At 53.2% G+C, this 20,357-nt stretch carries 28 protein-coding genes; 4 read left to right on the top strand and 24 right to left on the bottom strand.

Features of this window, described 5'->3' with window-relative positions:
- Window position 1 precedes the first annotated feature (1 nt).
- The 22 genes from rpsE to gmhB all read right to left on the bottom strand — a co-directional run bounded on the left by rpsE (window position 2) and on the right by gmhB (window position 11,662).
- On the bottom strand, window positions 2-514 hold the full coding sequence (gene rpsE, locus CGZ77_RS09405; RefSeq protein ID WP_009426094.1) for a 30S ribosomal protein S5: 513 nt from the start codon (window positions 512-514) through the stop codon (window positions 2-4).
- Window positions 515-544: 30 nt separating this feature from the next.
- The gene (gene rplR, locus CGZ77_RS09410) at window positions 545-898 is read right to left on the bottom strand and encodes a 50S ribosomal protein L18 (RefSeq protein ID WP_036496068.1); all 354 of its coding nucleotides are present in this window, start codon (window positions 896-898) and stop codon (window positions 545-547) included.
- A gap of 9 nt (window positions 899-907) precedes the next feature.
- Window positions 908-1,441, bottom strand: coding sequence for a 50S ribosomal protein L6 (gene rplF / locus CGZ77_RS09415; RefSeq protein WP_009426093.1), 534 nt, complete (start codon window positions 1,439-1,441; stop codon window positions 908-910).
- Window positions 1,442-1,454: 13 nt separating this feature from the next.
- On the bottom strand, window positions 1,455-1,847 hold the full coding sequence (gene rpsH, locus CGZ77_RS09420; RefSeq protein WP_009426092.1) for a 30S ribosomal protein S8: 393 nt from the start codon (window positions 1,845-1,847) through the stop codon (window positions 1,455-1,457).
- A gap of 13 nt (window positions 1,848-1,860) precedes the next feature.
- Window positions 1,861-2,166 (bottom strand): 30S ribosomal protein S14, encoded by a 306-nt coding sequence (gene rpsN / locus CGZ77_RS09425; protein ID WP_083479441.1) that lies wholly within the window; start codon window positions 2,164-2,166, stop codon window positions 1,861-1,863.
- Between the two features lie 2 nt (window positions 2,167-2,168).
- The gene (gene rplE / locus CGZ77_RS09430) at window positions 2,169-2,708 is read right to left on the bottom strand and encodes a 50S ribosomal protein L5 (protein ID WP_009426091.1); all 540 of its coding nucleotides are present in this window, start codon (window positions 2,706-2,708) and stop codon (window positions 2,169-2,171) included.
- Between the two features lie 2 nt (window positions 2,709-2,710).
- Window positions 2,711-3,046 (bottom strand): 50S ribosomal protein L24, encoded by a 336-nt coding sequence (gene rplX, locus CGZ77_RS09435; RefSeq protein WP_009426090.1) that lies wholly within the window; start codon window positions 3,044-3,046, stop codon window positions 2,711-2,713.
- A gap of 11 nt (window positions 3,047-3,057) precedes the next feature.
- A complete protein-coding gene (gene rplN / locus CGZ77_RS09440) occupies window positions 3,058-3,426 on the bottom strand; it encodes a 50S ribosomal protein L14 (RefSeq protein WP_009426089.1) in 369 nt (122 codons plus the stop codon).
- A 216-nt stretch (window positions 3,427-3,642) separates the two neighbouring features.
- The gene (gene rpsQ / locus CGZ77_RS09445; protein WP_009426088.1) at window positions 3,643-3,906 is read right to left on the bottom strand and encodes a 30S ribosomal protein S17; all 264 of its coding nucleotides are present in this window, start codon (window positions 3,904-3,906) and stop codon (window positions 3,643-3,645) included.
- Complete coding sequence (gene rpmC, locus CGZ77_RS09450) at window positions 3,906-4,097, bottom strand: 50S ribosomal protein L29 (protein WP_009426087.1); 192 nt, start codon at window positions 4,095-4,097, stop codon at window positions 3,906-3,908. The genes rpsQ and rpmC overlap by 1 nt, the downstream gene beginning before the upstream one ends.
- Window positions 4,097-4,513, bottom strand: coding sequence for a 50S ribosomal protein L16 (rplP, locus tag CGZ77_RS09455; protein ID WP_036496059.1), 417 nt, complete (start codon window positions 4,511-4,513; stop codon window positions 4,097-4,099). Before rplP ends, rpmC begins: the two co-directional genes overlap by 1 nt.
- Window positions 4,497-5,192 carry a 30S ribosomal protein S3 gene (gene rpsC, locus CGZ77_RS09460; protein ID WP_009426085.1) on the bottom strand — a complete coding sequence of 232 codons (696 nt, stop codon included), beginning with the start codon at window positions 5,190-5,192 and terminating at the stop codon, window positions 4,497-4,499. The genes rplP and rpsC overlap by 17 nt, the downstream gene beginning before the upstream one ends.
- A 9-nt stretch (window positions 5,193-5,201) precedes the next feature.
- Window positions 5,202-5,531 (bottom strand): 50S ribosomal protein L22, encoded by a 330-nt coding sequence (gene rplV, locus CGZ77_RS09465; RefSeq protein WP_036496057.1) that lies wholly within the window; start codon window positions 5,529-5,531, stop codon window positions 5,202-5,204.
- A gap of 8 nt (window positions 5,532-5,539) precedes the next feature.
- The gene (gene rpsS, locus CGZ77_RS09470; protein ID WP_002215422.1) at window positions 5,540-5,818 is read right to left on the bottom strand and encodes a 30S ribosomal protein S19; all 279 of its coding nucleotides are present in this window, start codon (window positions 5,816-5,818) and stop codon (window positions 5,540-5,542) included.
- Window positions 5,819-5,823: 5 nt separating this feature from the next.
- Window positions 5,824-6,657 (bottom strand): 50S ribosomal protein L2, encoded by an 834-nt coding sequence (gene rplB / locus CGZ77_RS09475; RefSeq protein ID WP_009426083.1) that lies wholly within the window; start codon window positions 6,655-6,657, stop codon window positions 5,824-5,826.
- A 5-nt stretch (window positions 6,658-6,662) separates the two neighbouring features.
- The gene (gene rplW, locus CGZ77_RS09480; RefSeq protein WP_198142885.1) at window positions 6,663-6,977 is read right to left on the bottom strand and encodes a 50S ribosomal protein L23; all 315 of its coding nucleotides are present in this window, start codon (window positions 6,975-6,977) and stop codon (window positions 6,663-6,665) included.
- Window positions 6,974-7,594, bottom strand: coding sequence for a 50S ribosomal protein L4 (rplD, locus tag CGZ77_RS09485; RefSeq protein WP_009426081.1), 621 nt, complete (start codon window positions 7,592-7,594; stop codon window positions 6,974-6,976). The genes rplW and rplD overlap by 4 nt, the downstream gene beginning before the upstream one ends.
- Window positions 7,594-8,238 carry a 50S ribosomal protein L3 gene (gene rplC / locus CGZ77_RS09490; RefSeq protein WP_009426080.1) on the bottom strand — a complete coding sequence of 215 codons (645 nt, stop codon included), beginning with the start codon at window positions 8,236-8,238 and terminating at the stop codon, window positions 7,594-7,596. The genes rplD and rplC overlap by 1 nt, the downstream gene beginning before the upstream one ends.
- Window positions 8,239-8,458: 220 nt before the next feature.
- A complete protein-coding gene (locus tag CGZ77_RS09495; RefSeq protein WP_009426079.1) occupies window positions 8,459-9,106 on the bottom strand; it encodes a cold shock and DUF1294 domain-containing protein in 648 nt (215 codons plus the stop codon).
- An 82-nt stretch (window positions 9,107-9,188) separates the two neighbouring features.
- On the bottom strand, window positions 9,189-10,253 hold the full coding sequence (gene fba / locus CGZ77_RS09500) for a class II fructose-bisphosphate aldolase (RefSeq protein ID WP_009426078.1): 1,065 nt from the start codon (window positions 10,251-10,253) through the stop codon (window positions 9,189-9,191).
- Window positions 10,254-10,368: 115 nt separating this feature from the next.
- A complete protein-coding gene (locus CGZ77_RS09505) occupies window positions 10,369-11,097 on the bottom strand; it encodes a 1-acyl-sn-glycerol-3-phosphate acyltransferase (protein WP_009426077.1) in 729 nt (242 codons plus the stop codon).
- Entirely contained in the window at window positions 11,081-11,662 is a 582-nt protein-coding gene (gmhB, locus tag CGZ77_RS09510; RefSeq protein ID WP_094031224.1) for a D-glycero-beta-D-manno-heptose 1,7-bisphosphate 7-phosphatase, read from the bottom strand. The genes CGZ77_RS09505 and gmhB overlap by 17 nt, the downstream gene beginning before the upstream one ends.
- A gap of 176 nt (window positions 11,663-11,838) precedes the next feature.
- Between gmhB and CGZ77_RS09515 the strand changes: the two genes are divergently transcribed.
- Entirely contained in the window at window positions 11,839-12,519 is a 681-nt protein-coding gene (locus tag CGZ77_RS09515; RefSeq protein WP_009426074.1) for a DUF4190 domain-containing protein, read from the top strand.
- A 126-nt stretch (window positions 12,520-12,645) separates the two neighbouring features.
- Window positions 12,646-13,725, top strand: coding sequence for a glycosyltransferase (locus CGZ77_RS09520; protein WP_009426073.1), 1,080 nt, complete (start codon window positions 12,646-12,648; stop codon window positions 13,723-13,725).
- Between the two features lie 205 nt (window positions 13,726-13,930).
- On the opposite strand, the gene aat is transcribed toward CGZ77_RS09520, so the two are convergent.
- Entirely contained in the window at window positions 13,931-14,686 is a 756-nt protein-coding gene (gene aat / locus CGZ77_RS09525) for a leucyl/phenylalanyl-tRNA--protein transferase (RefSeq protein WP_009426071.1), read from the bottom strand.
- A gap of 362 nt (window positions 14,687-15,048) precedes the next feature.
- Window positions 15,049-17,901: an aminomethyl-transferring glycine dehydrogenase gene (gene gcvP / locus CGZ77_RS09530; RefSeq protein ID WP_094031141.1), complete on the bottom strand. Its 2,853-nt coding sequence runs from the start codon at window positions 17,899-17,901 to the stop codon at window positions 15,049-15,051.
- Window positions 17,902-18,206: 305 nt separating this feature from the next.
- Between gcvP and groES the strand changes: the two genes are divergently transcribed.
- Window positions 18,207-18,494 carry a co-chaperone GroES gene (gene groES, locus CGZ77_RS09535; RefSeq protein ID WP_036496051.1) on the top strand — a complete coding sequence of 96 codons (288 nt, stop codon included), beginning with the start codon at window positions 18,207-18,209 and terminating at the stop codon, window positions 18,492-18,494.
- Between the two features lie 100 nt (window positions 18,495-18,594).
- Window positions 18,595-20,232, top strand: a complete 1,638-nt coding sequence (gene groL, locus CGZ77_RS09540; protein WP_036496078.1) for a chaperonin GroEL — start codon at window positions 18,595-18,597, stop codon at window positions 20,230-20,232.
- Window positions 20,233-20,357 lie beyond the last annotated feature (125 nt).

Here is a 20,357-nt window from a genome sequence, read left to right on the forward strand (position 1 = left end):
ATTACTTAACCTCCAAAAAGTCTTCCACAGATAAACCTCTTTTAGCAGCAATCTCTGACGGAGTATACAACTTCTCCAAACCATTAAAGGTGGCCCGAACAATATTATATGGATTTGTAGAGCCATGAACTTTAGCTGAAATATTATGTATCCCCAGTGCATCAAATATCAAACGCATCGGACCACCAGCCTTTACGCCGCTACCATCTTTAGCAGGCTGCATAAAAACACGAGTAGCTCCATGCTTACCAATAACCTCATGATAAATAGTACCATTTTTAATAGGTACTCTTATCATTGAGCGACGAGCCTGATCCATAGCTTTTTGAACAGCGACAGGGACTTCCTTGGATTTACCTTTACCCATTCCAATTCTGCCATCTCCATCTCCAACCACTGTTAAGGCAGAAAAAGCCATGATTCGACCACCTTTAACCACTTTAGTGACACGATTCACAGAAATCATCTTTTCTATAAGACCATCACCACGATCTTCTATTTCATGTTTTGCCATATCTTTAGATATCTCCAACTTATATCATATTTAAAAAGCTAAGCCATTTTGACGCGCCGCCTCAGCCAGAGCTTTAATACGACCATGATATTGAAACCCAGAACGATCAAAGGCAACTCGGTCGATACCAATCAACTTTGCTTTCTCTGCAATACGCTTCCCAACCACAGTCGCCGCTGCAATATTTCCAGTAGATTCTAACTGATTTCTGACATCAGCTTCTAAAGTGGAAGCTGATGCCAATACACAGCTACCATCATTACTGATTATTTGAGCATAAATATGCTCATTAGTCCGTAATACACATAAACGTACCATTCCTAACTCAGAAATACGGATACGCGTCTTTCTTGCGCGACGAAGTCTAGCTATATTCTTATTCATTTTAGATCCTTATTTCTTTTTTGCCTCTTTCATAACTACAACTTCACCAGCGTAGCGAACACCCTTCCCTTTATAAGGTTCTGGGGAACGAAAAGCTCGTATTTCAGATGCCACCTGACCAACAGCCTGCTTATCAGCACCAAATAATACTATTTCTGTTTGTGATGGGGTTTGCACTGTTACTCCGCTAGGCATTTGATATACAACGGGATGCGAGAAACCCAATGATAAATTTAGGATATTACCCTGTGCTTGCGCTCTGTAACCCACACCGATTAGTTGAAGCCTTCTCTCAAATCCATCAGCAACACCCTTAACCATATTGGCTACCAAAGCACGAATAGTTCCAGATAGCGAATTTGCTTCTCTACTATCATCATTAGGAACAATAAGAAGCTGGCTATCAGAAAATACAACAGCCACTTTACGATGCAAAGGTAAAGTCAATTGACCATTTTTACCTTTAACCAGCAAAACCTCTGCCTCAATCTTTACGTCAACCCCAGCAGGAACAAATACTGGGTTTTTTGCTATACGCGACATCTTTCTTAACCTCCTAAGCCACTACACATAATAGCTCGCCACCAACACCTTCCGATCGAGCCTTTCTATCGGTCATAACACCTTTAGAGGTACTTAAAATAGCAATTCCCAAACCATTCATCACAGTAGGAATAGCAGCAGATGGCTTATAGACTCGTAAACCAGGTCGAGAAACTCGTTTTATTTGCTCAATAACAGGACGGCCTAGATAGTACTTTAATTCGATTGTCAATAAAGGCTTATTATCAGCAGAAACGATAAAACTTTCAATGTATCCCTCATCCTTTAAAACTGAAGCTATCGCTTTTTTTAGTTTGGATGATGGCATTTCTACAACTGCCTTCCCCGCGCGCTGCGCATTACGAATACGCGTCAGCATATCTGAAATAGGATCATGCATACTCATTTTAATGTCTCCATTACCAGCTAGCTTTTATTACACCAGGAATTTCACCACGCATGGCAATTTCACGAATTTTTATACGACCCAAACCAAACTTGCGGAATGTTCCACGGGGCCGACCAGTTAACGCACAACGCCGCCTTTGGCGAACGGGTAATGCATTTCTAGGTATACTTTGTAATTTCAAACGTGCCTCAAATCGCTCAGCATCTGTTGCAGTTGCATCATTGATAATGGAAAAAATAGCAGCGCGCTTTTTCTCATACCGCTTGGCAAGAGCGAGTCTTTTTACTTCTCTATTAATAAGAGCTTTCTTAGCCATAATTATCCCTTAAATGGAAATTTGAACAATGCCAGCAATGCTTTGGCCTCTTCATCTGTTTTAGCAGAAGTGGTAATAGTGATATTAAGACCCCTTATGGCATCAATTTTGTCATACTCTATCTCTGGAAATATGATTTGCTCACGAACTCCCATATTGTAATTACCACGACCGTCAAAAGATTTATTACTTACACCACGAAAATCTCTAACACGAGGCAAGGCTATAGTAATTAAGCGATCTAAAAACTCAAACATCCTTTCACGGCGCAGAGTTACTTTACATCCAACTGGGTAATTATCTCGAATCTTAAATCCTGCAATGGATTTACGAGCTACCGTAACAACAGGCTTTTGCCCAGAAATTTTCTCCAAATCGGAAACAGCGTGCTCCATAACCTTCTTATCAGCAACAGCTTCCCCAACTCCCATATTTAAAGTAATTTTTTCAATACGAGGAACCTCCATGACAGTTTTGTAGCCAAACTGCCTAACCAACTCAGGCACCACAACACTATTATAAAAATCTTTTAAACGAGCCATTATTAATCCTCTAAAGTATTAACCGCAACACCGCTAGATTTAAATACCCGAATACGCTGCACTACTCCATTCTCATTTTTAAGAACTTTAATACCGACGCGATCAGCTTTATTTGTGCTCGGATTTAAAATGGCAACATTAGATATATCTAGCGATAAATTCTTAACAACGATACCACCCTCAATACCTCTAGAAGGATTAGGCTTTATATGCCTCTTCACAAGATTGATACCATCTACCGCAATTCTTGACCCTTTAACATAAGATACTACACCAATCTTACCCTTATCTTTGCCAGCAAGAATGATGACACGGTCGCCTTTAATAATTTTATTCACGCACAATTCCTTTACAGAACTTCGGGAGCCAAAGAAACAATTTTCATAAATCTCTCAGTACGCAACTCTCGCGTAACTGGCCCAAAAATACGTGTTCCCATAGGCTCAAGCTTATTATTTAATAATACAGCCGCATTATTATCAAATTTTATTAACGCGCCATCAGCTCGACGAACACCTTTTGCGACTCGAACTACAACAGCATTATAAACATCACCCTTCTTAACGCGACCGCGCGGAGTTGCATCTTTCACAGCAACTTTAATAACATCACCAACACTTGCGTAGCGCCGTTTTGACCCGCCCAACACTTTAATACACATCACACGGCGAGCACCAGAATTATCAGCCACGTCCAAGACTGTCTGCATCTGAATCATATTTTTACCTTTTTCTAAAATCCAACTTAACTTACTATTTTTAAATTCTCAACATTGAAAATAATTACTTAATTGGAATTTAAAACCAATAGAAGGTATGAGTAAATCAGTTTTGGCCCGGAAGGGAAGAAACTTTCACGAAAAGAAAGCTAAAAACGAAGTTTACAGATTTTTTTATCAAACTGCAAGCTTCGTTTTGTCTAAAAATTTTATAAACTAAACAGTACGTGCCTTTTCAATAAGTTCAGTCACTATCCATGCTTTCGTCTTGGAAATAGGTTTACTTTCCTCAATAAGCACAATATCACCAATACCATACTGATTGGCCTCATCGTGAGCATGGATTTTAGTTGAGCGACGGATAACCTTCCCATACAAAGGATGCTTAACTTTACGCTCAATAAGTACAGTAACTGTTTTATCCATCTTGTCACTAATCACCTTACCTCGCAAGACACGGATATTTTTTACGTGATCCATTATTTCACACCCTTTTCAGCCAAGACGGTTTTAATACGAGCAATATCACGACGAGTTTTTTTTAACTCACTTGACTTACTTAACTGCCCTGTAGCATTTTGCATACGCAAACCAAATTGAGATTTCAACAAATCAAACATATGATTACGTAATTGCTCAACAGATTGATCTCTTAATTCACTAGCTTTCATTATTTACCTACCTGCTTAATTACGAATACTGTCGGAATAGGTAATTTGGCAGCAGCCAATGCAAATGCCTCCCTTGCCAACGATTCAGCAACCCCATCCATTTCATAAAGTATTTTACCAGGTTTAATTTCTGCTACGTAATATTCAACAGAGCCCTTACCACCACCCATACGTACTTGGATAGGTTTCGCGGTAATCGGTTTATCAGGAAATACTCGAATCCAAATGCGGCCACCACGCTTAATATGACGAGTCATTGCACGACGGGCAGCCTCAATTTGCCGGGCAGTTAATCGCCCGCGACTCACAGATTTCAAACCAAAATCTCCAAAGCTTACCGAATTGCCACGCGTAGCAATACCAGTATTCCTGCCTTTATGTTGCTTACGATATTTCAGTCTAGTTGGTTGCAGCATTTTTACCTGCCTTTCTGCGTTTACTTTCCGATTCAGATTTTACCTGAGCTGACTCCTTGCTCTCACCTGTATAAACCCAAACCTTCAGACCAATCACGCCGTAGGTCGTATGAGCTTCACTAGTAGCATAATCGACATTGGCACGCAAAGTATGCAATGGAACTCGCCCTTCACGATACCACTCGCTTCGTGCGATATCCGCACCATTAAGTCGACCCGAAGTCATAATTTTGATACCTTTTGCCCCAACTCGCATAGCATTTTGCATTGCACGTTTCATAGCACGGCGAAATTGAACACGCTTTTCCAACTGCTGTGCAATACCATCAGCAATAATTTGTGCATCCAATTCAGGCTTACGGATCTCTTCAATATTAACATGAACCGGCACACCCAAAAGATTTTGCAAATCGCGTTTTAATATTTCAATATCTTCGCCTTTACGACCAATAACCATACCAGGTCGGGCAGAAAAAATTGTTACGCGAGCAGATTTTGCAGGGCGTTCAATAACGATACGTCCAACAGAGGCATTTGCCAACCGTTTCTGCAAATATTCCCGAACATCAATATCCTGTTTCAAAACAGTCGGAAACTCACTATTTTTAGCAAACCATTTTGAAGACCAGTTTTTATTTACCGCCAAGCGAAAGCCAGTCGGATGAATCTTTTGTCCCATAGCTTTTCCTTAGTTTCCCACTGTCAGATTGATGTGACAGGTCTGCTTTTCGATACGGTTACCTCGACCCTTTGCACGAGCCTGAAATCGTTTCAATGACGCCGCCTTATCCACATATACAGTGACAACTTTTAAATCATCAATATCCGCACCTTCGTTATGCTCTGCATTGGCAATAGCTGATTCCAATACTTTCTTGACCAATTCCGCCCCCTTTTTGGGACTGAACGCCAAAATATTTAACGCTTGTGCGACATCTTTACCACGAATTAAGTCTACTACCAATCTGACTTTCTGCGCAGACATTCGTGCATTTTTATGACTTGCTGATACTCTCATGATTCACCTTATTTCTTTTTAGCCTTTTTATCGGCCAAATGGCCTTTAAAGGTACGGGTCAATGAGAATTCACCTAACTTATGACCAACCATGTTATCACTAATAAAAACAGGAACGTGGGTTCGACCGTTATGAACCGCAATAGTGAGGCCGATAAAGTCAGGCAAAATAGTGGATCGACGCGACCATGTTTTGATAGGACGCTTATCGTTGCTTGCACGAGCCGCATCCACTTTTTTTAGCAAATGCAGGTCTACATATGGACCTTTTTTCAATGAACGAGCCATATCAATTAACCTTTATTTGAGTAACGGCGACGGACAATCATATTATCCGTACGTTTATTATTACGAGTACGATAACCTTTAGCTGGTGTACCCCATGGACTTACCGGTTCACGGGCTTCACCAGTTCGACCTTCACCACCACCATGGGGGTGATCAACGGGGTTCATTACAACACCACGAACGGTAGGACGGATACCACGCCAACGATTTGCGCCAGCTTTACCGATTTTCTGAAGACTTTGTTCTTCATTACCGACTTCGCCAATAGTTGCACGGCAATCAACATGAATTTTACGCACCTCGCCCGAACGCAAACGAACTTGGGCATAAATACCTTCTTTAGCCAATACAACAGCAGACGCGCCTGCAGAACGGGCAATCTGCGCACCTTTACCGGGCTTCATTTCGATGCAGTGTACGGTAGTACCTACCGGAATATTGCGGATGGGCAAAGTATTACCTGTTTTAATTGCCGCTTCTGCACCAGACAGCAGCACCGCACCGGCTTGAATACCTCTCGGAGCAATGATGTATCGACGTTCACCATCTGCATAACAAAGTAAGGCGATGTGGGCTGTACGGTTAGGATCGTACTCGATACGCTCCACTTTTGCAGGAATACCGTCTTTATTCCGTTTAAAATCTACTACACGGTAATGATGTTTGTGACCGCCACCTTTATGGCGCGTAGTAATATGGCCGTTATTATTACGACCCGCGGTAGAGTTTTTCTTTTCAAGAAGCGCAGCGTACGGCGCACCTTTATGCAAACCTTCTGTGGTAACGCGAACCATGCCGCGACGACCCGCAGAGGTAGGCTTCATTTTTACAATAGCCATTCCACTTATTCCTTATCTGCAGCTGCAGCGGCGGATTCAAGGTCAAGTTCTTGACCCTCAACCAAGCTTACATAAGCTTTTTTAACGTCGCTGCGACGACCTACCGTACGGCCAAACCGTTTGGTTTTGCCTTTGGTTGTAACAGTAGTAACCGACGCAATCTGCACACCAAACAATAACTCAACAGCAGCTTTGATTTCCTGCTTAGTTGCACTAGGCAATACTTTAAAAGTCATTTGGTTGCGTTTCTCAGCCAGCATATTGCTCTTTTCAGAAACAACGGGAGCCAAAATTACTTTCGTCAAACGCTCTTGATTCATACCCATTGCTCCTCCAGTTGCTGAACGGCAGCCTTAGTAATCACTACTTTTTTGTAGCGCAACAGGCTGTAAGGATCGATCTGCTGTGCTTCCAAAACTAATACATTGGGCAAATTGCGCGAAGACAGGTACAGATTTTCATCGAGTTGTTTGGTAACGAACAACACTTGTTCCAAACCAAGATTTTTTACCTGTTCTGCGAATGCTTTCGTTTTGGGAGTTTCAGCAGACAATTCGTCAATAACAAACAAACGCTCATCACGCACCAACTGAGACAGGATAGAGGCCATGCCTGCACGGTACATTTTACGGTTTACTTTTTGGGTAAAGTTTTCATCGGGCTTGTTCGGAAACGCACGACCGCCGCTTCTCCACAGAGGAGAAGAAGTCATACCAGAGCGTGCACGACCGGTGCCTTTTTGACGCCACGGTTTTTTGGTGGAATGTTTCACCTCGGCACGAGTCAGCTGCGCACGGTTACCGGAACGGGCATTAGCCAAATAGGCGGTAACCAGCTGATGAACCAAAGCCTCATTGTATTCGCGCGCAAACAAAGCATCAGAAGCGGACAAACTACCTGCAACCTGACCTTGCGCATTAATTACTTTTAATTCCATTACGCACCTACTTTCACGCTGGGACGCACAATCACATCGCTGTTTACCGCACCGGGAACGGCACCTTTAATCAACAGCAGATTACGCTCGGCGTCGACACGGACGATTTGCAGATTCTGAACTGTAGAGCGGGTATTGCCGTACTGACCGGCCATGCGCTGACCGGGGAATACGCGGCCGGGATCCTGTGCCATACCGATGGAACCGGGAACACGGTGGGAGCGCGAGTTACCATGGGAAGTACGCTGGGAATCAAAGTTGTGGCGTTTGATGGTACCAGAGAAACCTTTACCTTTGGAGGTACCGGTAACATCCACCAACTGACCTGCCTCAAACAAAGCGACGGTTACTTCGCCGCCGGCTTGCAACTCGGCCAGCTTTTCGGCAGAAACGGCAAACTCAACCAAACCGCGACCCGCTTCCACACCTGCTTTCGCAAAGTGGCCGGCTTCGGCTTTGCTGACACGGTTTGCCTTTTTCTGACCGAAGGTAACCTGAACGGCGGTATAGCCGTCGGTATCTTCGGATTTCAGTTGAGTGACGCGGTTCGGAGTCATTTCCAGCACGGTTACCGGAACAGAAGCACCCTGTTCGTCGAACACGCGGGTCATGCCGACCTTGCGTCCAACCAGACCTAAAGTCATGATTATTTTCCTTAAATTAAAGGGGTCAGCTGCGATTGGCCGACCATTTGGACAAAAATAAAACCTTGGCGCAAAAGGCCAAGGCGCGCACTATACTATATTAGCGGCTGTATTTTCAAGGAAAAAATCATGTTTTCCGCCATTGTGAAGCAAACGGGAAACAGGTCGTCTGAAAACGTGCGGCCGCTGGGGTCGGTTTTCAGACGGCCTGCATATATTTTTACCGGCTATCCAAGGCGGCAAACAAAGGAAAACGGGCAACAAGATACAGCAAAGCCGCCGCATTCAGGAAAACCGTTATAAAAAACACCCTGCGGAAAGACGCTTTCTGTGATTTGTGCCGGAGATACGCCTGCGCCAGCAGCGCACCGCCCCAACCGCCTGCGAGGGACAGTATATGCAGCGTGCTTTCTTGCGTACGCCATCCGCCCGTCTGCGCCGCATATTTGTCGAAATCATAGGCGTAAAAAGTGATATACCCAGCCAGCACATACCATCCGAATATCAGCCACGACAGTTTGCCGAAAGCACATAAAGCAGCAAGGGCGGCGTAAAGGGCAATCACAATCAGCAGTTGCACCGCTTGGCCGGACTCAAAGGCTTCTTGCTGTTGCTGTCGCAGCCGTTCCCTATTCCGCCTTTCCGTTTCCTTGCGCTCTACGAAAGCCTGCTCCTGCACCCGCACGGCCTGCAATCGGCCTTTGCGTTCAGCCGTCTGAAATATAACGCGCTCACCCGCCTGCGGTCGTCTGCCGGCACAAAATTCGCTGATATGGAAAAACAGCTCCCTCCCGTCGGCATCGCTGCGGAGAAAGCCGTATCCTTTGTCGTCCTGCCAGCGGACAACCGTTCCCGTTTGTTGCTTCATTATTTTTCACTTCTCATCAAGGCTGAGGCCGTCTGAAAGCCACCAAACAGTTTTTCAGACGGCCTATTATCCGTTCCGACGTTTAACCGATGATTTGGTTCAACTCGCCTTTGGCATAGCGGTCGGCCATTTTTTCCAACGACACCGGTTTGATTTTCGCCGCCTGACCTTCGCAACCGAAGGCCAGATAGCGGGCGACGCAGACTTCCTTCATCGCATCAATAGTTTTCGCCAGATATTTGCGCGGGTCAAACTCAGACGGATGCTCGGCCAAAAAGCGGCGTACCGCGCCGGTGGACGCGAGGCGCAGGTCGGTGTCGATGTTGACTTTGCGCACGCCGTGTTTGATGCCTTCGACGATTTCTTCTACGGGTACGCCGTAGGTTTCGCCGATGTTGCCGCCATATTCGTTAATCACTTTGAGCCATTCTTGGGGCACGGAGCTGGAGCCGTGCATCACGATGTGGGTATTGGGCAGGGCTTGGTGGATTTCTTTGATGCGGTCGATGCGCAACACGTCGCCTGTGGGCGGGCGGGTGAATTTGTACGCGCCGTGTGATGTGCCCACGGCAATCGCCAGCGCATCCACGCCGGTGTCTTTCACAAAGCGCACGGCGTCTTCGACGCTGGTGAGCATTTGGTCGTGCGACAGTTTGCCTACCGCGCCCACGCCGTCTTCTTCGCCCGCTTCGCCGGTTTCGAGGTTGCCCAACACGCCGATTTCGCCTTCAACCGATACGCCGCAGGCGTGGGAAAACCTGACGACGGTGCGGGTCACTTCGGCGTTGTATTCGTAGGACGCGGGCGTTTTGCCGTCCTCCATCAGCGAGCCGTCCATCATCACCGACGAAAAACCAAGCTGAATGGAGCGTTGGCACACGTCGGGCGATGCGCCGTGGTCTTGGTGCATGACGACGGGAATGTGCGGAAATTCTTCGACGGCCGCCAAAATCAGATGGCGCAAAAAGGGCGCGCCGGCATATTTGCGCGCACCGGCCGAAGCCTGCACGATAACGGGCGCGTTCACCGAGTCGGCGGCTTCCATAATGGCGCGCATTTGTTCGAGGTTGTTGACGTTGAAGGCGGGCAGGCCGTAGCCGTTTTCGGCGGCATGGTCGAGCAGCTGGCGCATGGAGACGAGTGCCATGGGAAACTCCTGAAATAATGAAAAGGTAAACGGTTGAAAGGCGCGGATTATAGCAAAAGATAAAAGGCCGTCTGAAACCTTTCAGACGGCCTCTCGTTACACCGGCAAACGGGTTTTATGGCGTCTGCCGCGCCATCGGCCCTTTGCCGTTGATTTCGAGCTGGCGCTCTTCTATCCAGTCCTCGCAGCGGCGGATAAGCTCCGTTTCGCTGCCGCTGTCGTAGCGGATAACCGGGCCGACAATCACGTCTACCGTGCCGGGGTATTTCAAAAACGAGTCTTTCGGCCAAAATTCGCCGCTGTTGAGGGCGACGGGCACCATGTCCATTTCAAACAGCTTGGCCATCCGCGCCGCGCCGCTTTTGTATCGCCCCCTGCTGCCGGGGGCAACGCGTGTGCCTTCGGGGAAGATGGTGATCCAGTAGCCTTCGTCGCGCCGCTCTTTGCCCTGTTTGGCCAGCTGGGCGCTGGCTTGGGCGCTGCCGCGCTCGATGCCGATGGTTTTGACGATTTTCAGCCCCCAGCCGAAAAAGGGGATTTTGAACAGCTCGCGTTTGGCGACAAACACTTGGTGCGGGAAGATTTCCTGCAAGGCCAGGGTTTCCCAGCCGCTTTGGTGTTTGGCGCAAATGATGGACGGCCTGTCGGGTATGTTTTCCGCACCGACAAGGCGGTATTTGAGGCCGACGACGTTTTTCAGCGACCACATCAGCACTTTCACCCACTGCTGGCCGACCCAAAACGCGCCGTTGGGTATCAGCGCGCCCAAGAGCAGGAAGGGAAACATGGTGATGAGGCTGACGACGAGTATCAGCCAATAAAGCAGGTTACGCGCCAAGAGCATGGGCGGCCTCCGTTTCCTGTTTTTCCTGCTGCATCAGATATTGGGCGAAGGCGGCGAGGTCGTCGAAAATCTGCGTACCCTGCGGCAGCTCCCCCGCGTGTCCGGCCAGCGTTTTTTTGCCTTTGCCGCTCAACACCAGCACGGGTCTGCCGCCCGCGCCCGCCACGGCCTGCAAGTCGCGCAGGCTGTCGCCCACCATGTAAACGTCGGCGGCTTTGGCGTTGAAGCGGTCGATGATGTCTTCCACCATGCCGCTTTTGGGTTTGCGGCAGTTGCAGTCGGCGGCGGCGGTGTGCGGGCAGAACCAGATGCCGTCGATTTCGCCGCCGGCCTGCCGCACCAGCTTGTGCATTTTGGCGTGCATTTCGTTCAACTGCTGCATGGTGAAGAGGCCGCGGCCGATACCGGACTGGTTGGTGGCGACGGCAACGGTGTAGCCCGCCTGCGTGAGAAAGGCGATGGCGTCCATGCTGCCTTCGAGCGGCACCCACTCGTCGGCGGATTTGACGAAGTCGTCGCGGTCGCGGTTGATCACGCCGTCGCGGTCGAGAATAATCAGTTTCATAAGGGTTTCCGGAAAATCGTGCGGCATTTTAGAGCCTGAACGGGGGCTGTCAAGGCTTTGAGACCGTCTGAAAGCGGGGTTTCAACGAAGCCGGAACGGGGCGGACGACGTCTCGGTATGAAGACAGAATGCGGTTATAATGCGCGCTTTGCGCCACCAACGACACGGAAACCGCCATGAGCCAGACCGACCGACAGCCCTCCTCCCTGCGCCGCGACAATATTTTCGCCCCCGCCAGCCTGATCTGCGGCATTTTGGCCTGGACGCTGCTGCCGCTGCTTGCCGCCCCCGCCGCCATGCTGGCCGGACACATTGCCTACGCCAAAAGCAAACGCCTCGGCGTGGGCGGGCGCGGTATGGCGCTGGCGGGCATGGTGCTGGGTTATTCCGGCCTTGCCGCCGCCGCCATGCTGATCGGCGTGCTGCTGGCGCTGCCCGAAGGCAAATCACTGTTTCCGCAGGAAGCCGCCGAACAGCCAGCGCAGGCTGCCGAGCCGCAGCCGAAGCCCCGCGCTGCCAAGCCCGCCAAACCCGTGGCCGTTGGAGAAAAACCGCTGCCGCCCGTCATCCCGCCGCAGGCCGAGGCCATATTGGCGGCGCAGCACGCGGTGGCCGAACGGCTGGCGGCGGGCGAGTCGCTCGACGAAATCAACGAAGGCTTCCCGCTCAACGAAGAAGGCCGCCGCTACTGGCAGAACATCGAAGCGCGGCAGGGCACGGTAATCATCACGCCCAAGCCCGACGCCCGGGGTTTCGCCCGCCAAATCATGCTGCTTTCGGCACAGGAAAACGGCCGCCTCACCTGGTCGTGCGTCGGCGAACTGGAAAAAAGCGTCGAACAGACCGTCTGCCGCTGAACAATCGTGAAACAACACGGGCGGCCGTCTGAAAGCGCACATCCCCGCCGCCTTTTCAGACGGCCTTTTTTCAGACGGCCTCAGGCTGTCTGAAACCTTAAAAGCAATCGAAAACAAAGGCCAAGCATGAAAATCATCCTCGCCACCTCCATGCGCGGGCTGGGCGGCACGGAAACCGCCGGCCTGCGCTTGGGCGCCTTGCTCGTGCGGCACGGCCACGACGTCGTCCTCGCCTCCTCCGACGGCCCCCTGGTCGAACAGGCACAGGCGGCGGGAATGCGCTGGCAGCCCATCGATTTCTACGGCGGCGCGGCGGGCTACCTCAAAGCCGCCTGGGCGTTTGCCAAACTGCTGCGGCGCGAGCGGCCGCACATCGTCCACTGCCAAATGGCGCGCATCGTCCCCGCCTGCGCCCTCGCCGCCAAAATCGCCGCGCCGCAGACCAAAACCTTCTACCACGCCCGCGGCCTCGACGCTGCCACCTATCCCAAAATCGCCCGCCTGTTTGCCCGCCTCGGCGTTTTCCTCATCGCCAACTGCCGCCACGAGCGCGACAAATTCGTCCGCCACGGCTTCCCCGCCGCACGCGCCGCCTACACCTACAACGCCCTGCCGCCGAGACCCGCCGCGCCGCAGAAAACGCCGCGCAGCCACATCGCCCTCGGCACGCTGTCGCGCTTGGACAAAGTCCGCGCCGTCCACCTCACCCTCGACGCCTTCGCCCTCCTCCTGCAACGCGGCCTCAACGCCCGCCTGCACATCGCGGGCGACGGAGAAGAGCGCGCCGCCCTCGAAGCGCAGGCCGCCGCGCTGGGCATAGGCGGCCGCGTCTCCTTCCTCGGCGCGGTGCGCGATTTGGACGCCTATTTCGCTGCCACCGACATCCTGCTCAACACCCCCGACCTGGCGGGCGACCACGGCGCGGGCGTCGGCAACAACATCCTTGAAGCCGGCCTCTACGAAACTGCCGTCGTCAGCTACGACGTGGCCGGCATCTCCGAAATGGTGGAAAACGGCGTCACCGGCTACTGCACCCCGCTGCGCGACCACACCGCCTTCGCCGCCGCCGTCGAAACCCTCGCCACCGATCCCGCCCTGCGCCGCCGCTTCGGCAGCGCTCTGCGCCGCCGCGTCACCGCCCTCTGCTCCGACGACGAAATCTACCGCACCACCCTCGCCGCCTACAAAATGGCGGAAAAAACATAAACGTGTCCGCCCGCAAGCGGCAAGGGCGAAAGGCCGTCTGAAAATTTCAGACGGCCTGCGTTTGCCGACCCTACCCGCGCGTGGGGCGCAGCAGAGAAAAACAGACAAGACAAGCACACGTTTTTTTATCCGCAGGAATCAGGCCGTCTGAACCCTTTTTAACTTCGTTGAAGCTCCGCTTTCAGACGGCCTTTCGCTCTTTAATTTAAAGAGCCGCCGCGCCACGCCCGCCCGCACCGCCCGTATTATCCGCCACCACCGCAGCGCCGATGTCCGCCGCCAAAGTCTGCGCGTTCAGCGTGCGCAAGGCCGTCTGAAAATCCGAGAAATCCATGGCTTGCGAACCGAAGCGGCGCAGGTGCTCCGTGTCCTGCTGGCAGTCGATCAGCGCGATGCCGCAGCGGGCGAGAAAGGGAACGGCGCAGGCAAAGGCGGTTTTCGACGCATCGGGCGCGTCGGCAAACATCGATTCGCCGTAAAACACACGCCCGATCTGCACGCCGTAAAACCCGCCCGCCAGTTTCAGACGACCGCCGGCATCGGGCAGAAAACACTCGAAGGAATGCGCGTGCCCCAGCCTGTGCAGCGCCGTATAGGCCGTCTGAAATTCGGGCGCAATCCATGTGCCGTCCTGCCCCGGGCGCGGTTTGGCGGCGCAGGCGGCGACAACGTCGGCAAAACGGCGGTTGGCGGTAACAAGATAAGGCTTGTTGCGCAGCGTCTTCGCCAGCGAACGGCCGACGCGCAGATTCTGCGGCAGCAGCACCGCCCTCGGCGCGGTGGCAAACCAGTAGAACAGCCCGTTTTCGGAAAACCACGGAAACACGCCCGCGCGGTAGGCCGCCAGCAGCCGCCCCGTGTCCAAATCGGCGCTGACGCCCACCAGCCCGTCCCTTTCGCGCAGGGCGCGGGCGGGGTCGGGGAAACGGTAGTCGAGCGGCGGAAGAAAGGGAACGGTCATAACGGCAGCCTGCGGAAAAAAACGCGATTATAGCGAGCCAACACGAAAATCTACGGCCTTGCTGCGCCTTAGCTCGAAGAAGGCGGTTTTCTACGGCATTGGAAATGCCAAGAAAACCAGTTTCATACTGCTTGTACTGCCTTCGGCTTACTGCCTTGTATCTTTTGTGTTGGCTCGCTTACAGAGTGCAGGCTGCCAAGGCGGTTTTGCAAACCGCCACCCCCTCCCCAACCCTCCCACGCGCTTGGAGCGCAGGGGAGGGAGTGGAAATACAGAGGCGGCAGAAAGGCCGTCTGAAAACCCGTAACAGGGCTTTCAGACGGCCTTTTATGCCTTTAAAGGGAGCAAAACGCTACCTGCGTTCAGTCTTGGTAATCCTCAACCGGCGGGCAGGTGCAGACGAGATTGCGGTCGCCGTATACGTCGTCGACGCGTTTGACGCTCGGCCAGAATTTGTGTTCGCGGTTGTGCGGCAGGGGGAACACGGCTTCTTCGCGGCTGTAGGGGTGCGTCCATTCGCCGGCGAGGTCGTCGGCGGTGTGCGGGGCGTTGACAAGCGGGTTGTCGTCTTTCGGCCAGGTGCCGTCAATGACTTTTTGCACTTCGCCTCTGATGGCTTTGAGCGCGGCGATGAATCGGTCGAGTTCGGCTTTGCTCTCGCTTTCGGTCGGCTCGATCATCAGCGTGCCGGCCACGGGGAAGGAGACGGTGGGGGCGTGGAAGCCGTAGTCCATCAGACGTTTGGCGATGTCGGTTTCGGTGATGCCGCTCTCGGCTTTGAGCGGGCGCAAATCGACGATGCATTCGTGGGCGACGCGGCCGTTTTTGCCGGTGTAAAGAATCGGGTAGTCTTCGCCCAATTTTTTGGCAACGTAGTTGGCGTTGAGCAATGCCCATTCGGTGGCCTGTTTCATGCCCTGTTTGCCCATCATGGTGATGTACATCCAGGTAATCGGCAGGATGGAGGCCGAGCCGAAGGCGGCGGCGGATACGGCGGTTTCGCCGGCACTGGCGCTGCGGGTGTCGGTGAGCGTGTGGCCGGGGGCGTAGGGGGCGAGGTGGGCTTTGAGGCCGATGGGACCCATGCCGGGGCCGCCGCCGCCGTGGGGGATGCAGAAGGTTTTGTGCAGATTCATGTGCAATACGTCTGCGCCGACTTCGGCCGGCTGCATGATGCCGATTTGGGCGTTCATGTTGGCACCGTCCATGTACACTTGGCCGCCGTTGTCGTGGATGATTTTGCAGATGTCGCGGATGCCTTCTTCGTACACGCCGTGGGTGGACGGGTAGGTAATCATCAGTGCGCCGAGGGTGTCTTTGTATTGTTCGGCTTTGGCTTTGAGGTCGGACACGTTGACGTTGCCGTGTTCGTCGGTATCGACCACGACCACTTTCATGCCGAGCATGGCGGCGGTGGCGGGGTTGGTGCCGTGGGCGGATTTGGGAATCAGGCAGACGTTGCGCTCGGGGTGGCCTTGTGCTTCGTGGTAGCGGCGGATGGCAAGCATACCGCTGTATTCGCCTTGTGCGCCGGAGTTGGGCTGCATGGAGATGGCGTCAAAGCCGGTGATGGCTTTGAGGGCGGCTTCGAGACCGTCGATGAGTTCGCGGTAACCTTCGGCCTGGTCGGCGGGGGCGTAGGGGTGGAGGTTGGCAAACTCCGGCCAGGTGATGGGCAGCATTTCGCTGGTGGCGTTGAGCTTCATGGTGCACGAGCCGAGCGAAATCATACTGCGGTTCATCGCCAGGTCGCGGTCTTCGAGTTTTTTCAGGTAGCGTAGCATTTCGTGTTCGGTGTGGTAGCGGTTGAACACGGGGTGTTGCAGGATGGCGTCGCTACGCAGCAGGCTGTCGTTCAGACGGCCTTTGACTTCGTCGGAGAGCGTGAAAGTCTGTTTGCCGGTGAAGATGTAATACAACACGGCCATCTCTTCGCGGTTTGACTCTTCGTGGAAAGCCACGGCGATTTGGCTGTCGGCGGCGCGGCGCAGGTTGTAGCCCAGCGACAAGGCCGTCTGAAACACTTGGTCGGCTTTTTCTTTGCTGCCCAAGTCCGCCAATACGGTGTCGAAAAATACTTCGTGTACGACTGTGAGGCCGTCTGAAACCAGCGCGTCGGCAAAGGCCGAAGCCAGCGCGTGAATGCGCTGCGCGATGCGTTTTACGCCTTCGGGGCCGTGGTACACCGCGTACATGCCCGCCAAATTGGCCAACAGAGCCTGCGCGGTGCAGATGTTGGACGTGGCTTTTTCGCGGCGGATGTGCTGCTCGCGCGTGGACAAAGCCATACGCAGCGCGGGTTTGCCCGACGCGTCTTTCGATACGCCGATGATGCGGCCGGGGGCGGAGCGTTTGAACTCGTCTTTAAAGGCAAAATAAGCCGCGTGCGGGCCGCCGAAGCCCATCGGTACGCCGAAACGCTGCGTGTTGCCCAAAGCAATGTCCGCGCCCATCGCGGCAGGCGGTTTGAGCAGAACCAGGCTCATGATGTCGGCGGCCACGGCCACAATCGTGCCTTTTTCTTTCAGACGGCCTATCACATCGGTTAAATCCACTACATCGCCGTCGCTGCCCGCATATTGCAGCAGCGCGCCGAAATACTCGCCCTCAAAGGCCGTCTGAATGTCGCCGACCACCAGCTCGAAGCCGAAATACTTGGCACGGGTTTTCATCACGTCCAGCGTTTGCGGGTACACGCGGCTGTCGACAAAGAAACGCTCCGATTTCACCTTGCCCACGCGGTGCGCCATCGCCATCGCCTCGGCGGCGGCCGTAGCCTCGTCCAACAGCGACGCGCCCGCCACTTCAAAACCGGTCAAATCGATGCACACCTGCTGGAAATTCAACAGGGCTTCCAAACGCCCCTGCGCGATTTCCGCCTGATAGGGCGTGTAGGCCGTGTACCAGCCGGGGTTTTCCAACACATTGCGCAGAATCACGTTCGGCAGGCGGGTAGGGTAGTAGCCCAAACCGATGTAGCTTTTGTTGATTTTGTTTTTCGCCGCGATGCCCTTGATTTTCAAAAGCGCGTCGGCCTCGGTGAGCGCGTCGGGCAGGCCGAGTTCGGACGGCATACGGATGCTCTGCGGCACAGTGTTGTCCACAAAACCGGCCATGTCTTTCTCGCCCAAAGCCGCCAAAAGCGCGGCCTCGTCGGCAAAGCTGATGTGGCGCGAAGCAAATTCGTTGTTGTTGAAGAGATCGGATAGTTTCATGTTTTTTCCTTTGAGTGGGTTGGCATGAGGCCGTCTGAAAACGGGCGCGGCAAAACGCGCGGATTGTAACACCGTTGCCCGCGTTTTCACGTTGGCGGAGCGGTGTTTCAGACGGCCTCAAACACAACGGGGCGGGGCTGTGCGGCGGTACGGGCGCGATGGTGGAAAAAATTGTCCTGCGGGGCTTGAATTCGCCTGCCGCAGCCCTATTTTCCCGCCGTTGGGTCGGGCGGCGCGCCGTCCGACTGCCGATTCGACCGCAAAGGTCTGTTTTTTATGACTGTCAACTTAATGGAGATTTTTTTATGACCATCCGTCCCCTGCACGACCGCGTCGTCGTCAAACGCTTGGAAGCCGAAGAAAAAACCGCCTCCGGTATCGTCCTGCCCGGCGCGGCCGCCGAAAAACCCGATATGGGCGAAGTGATCGCCGTGGGCGCGGGCAAAGTCGGCGAAGACGGCCAACGCCGTGCGCTTGACGTGAAAGTCGGCGACAAAGTGATTTTCGGCAAATACAGCGGCCAAACCGTCAAAGCCGACGGCGAAGAGCTGCTGGTGATGCGCGAAGAAGACATCTTCGGCATCGTCGAGTAAGTTTTTATGCGGCCGTCTGAAAGCCCCCTTTTCCTTTTTTCAGACGGCCTCCCGACAGCAGAAACAAACATTTGATTATTGATATTTGGAGTAAATGAATATGGCAGCAAAAGACGTACAGTTCGGTAACGAAGTCCGCCAGAAAATGGTCAGCGGCGTGAACACCCTGGCCAACGCCGTGCGCGTAACCCTCGGCCCCAAAGGCCGCAACGTGGTGCTCGACCGCTCCTTCGGCGGCCCGCACATCACCAAAGACGGCGTTACCGTGGCCAAAGAAATCGAACTGAAAGACAAGTTTGAAAACATGGGCGCGCAAATGGTGAAAGAAGTCGCCTCCAAAACCAACGACGTGGCCGGCGACGGCACCACTACCGCCACCGTTCTGGCGCAGGCCATCGTCACCGAAGGCATGAAATACGTTACCGCCGGCATGAACCCCACCGACCTCAAACGCGGCATCGACAAAGCCGTGGCCGCGCTGGTGGGCGAATTGAAAAACATCGCCAAACCCGTGCCGGAAAAATCCAAGGAAATCGCCCAAGTGGCCTCCATTTCCGCCAACTCCGACGAAGCCATCGGCGACATCATCGCCAAAGCGATGAACGAAGTGGGCAAAGAAGGCGTGATCACCGTGGAAGACGGCAAATCGCTGGAAAACGAAGTGGAAGTCGTCAAAGGCATGCAGTTCGACCGCGGCTACCTGTCGCCCTATTTCGTGTCCAACATCGAAAAACAAATCGCCGAGCTGGACGCGCCCTTCGTGCTGCTGTTTGACAAAAAAATCAGCAACATCCGCGACCTGCTGCCCGTATTGGAACAGGTTGCCAAAACCAGCCGCCCGCTCTTGATCATTGCCGAAGACGTGGAAGGCGAAGCCCTCGCAACCCTCGTGGTGAACAACATCCGCGGCATCCTGAAAACCGTGGCCGTGAAAGCCCCGGGCTTCGGCGACCGCCGCAAAGCCATGCTGCAAGACATCGCCATCCTCACCGGCGGCACCGTGATTGCCGAAGAAGTCGGCCTCTCGCTGGAAAAAGCCACCCTCGAAGACCTCGGCCAGGCCAAACGCATCGAAGTGGGCAAAGAAAACACCACCATCATCGACGGTTTGGGCGACAAAGCCGCCGTGGAAGCCCGCGTGGCCGAAATCCGCAAACAGGTTGAAACCGCCACCAGCGACTACGACAAAGAAAAACTGCAAGAGCGCGTTGCCAAGCTGGCAGGCGGCGTGGCAGTGATCAAAGTCGGTGCCGCTACCGAAGTCGAAATGAAAGAGAAAAAAGACCGCGTGGAAGACGCGCTGCATGCTACCCGCGCAGCCGTTGAAGAAGGCGTGGTTGCCGGCGGCGGCGTAGCCCTGTTGCGTGCTCGTGCCGCTTTGGAAAACCTGCACACCGGCAATGCCGACCAGGACGCGGGCGTACAGATCGTACTGCGCGCGGTTGAGTCCCCGCTGCGCCAAATCGTCGCCAACGCAGGCGGCGAGCCTAGCGTAGTCGTGAACAAAGTGTTGGAAGGCAAAGGCAACTACGGTTACAACGCAGGCAGCGGCGAGTATGGCGACATGATCGAAATGGGCGTACTCGACCCCGCCAAAGTCACCCGCTCCGCGCTGCAACATGCCGCGTCCATCGCCGGTCTGATGCTGACCACTGATTGCATGATTGCCGAAATCCCTGAAGAAAAACCCGCGATGCCCGATATGGGCGGCATGGGCGGTATGGGCGGCATGATGTAAGAGGCCGTCTGAACGCCTGACGTACAAGCGTTGAAAAAAACACCCGCAGGGTTTGCGCCCTGCGGGTGTTTTTTATAGTGAGCCAAAATAAAAAAGATACAAGGCAGCAAGCCGCAGACAGTATG

It is taken from the genome of Neisseria sp. KEM232, from assembly GCF_002237445.1.
Lineage (GTDB): Bacteria > Pseudomonadota > Gammaproteobacteria > Burkholderiales > Neisseriaceae > Neisseria.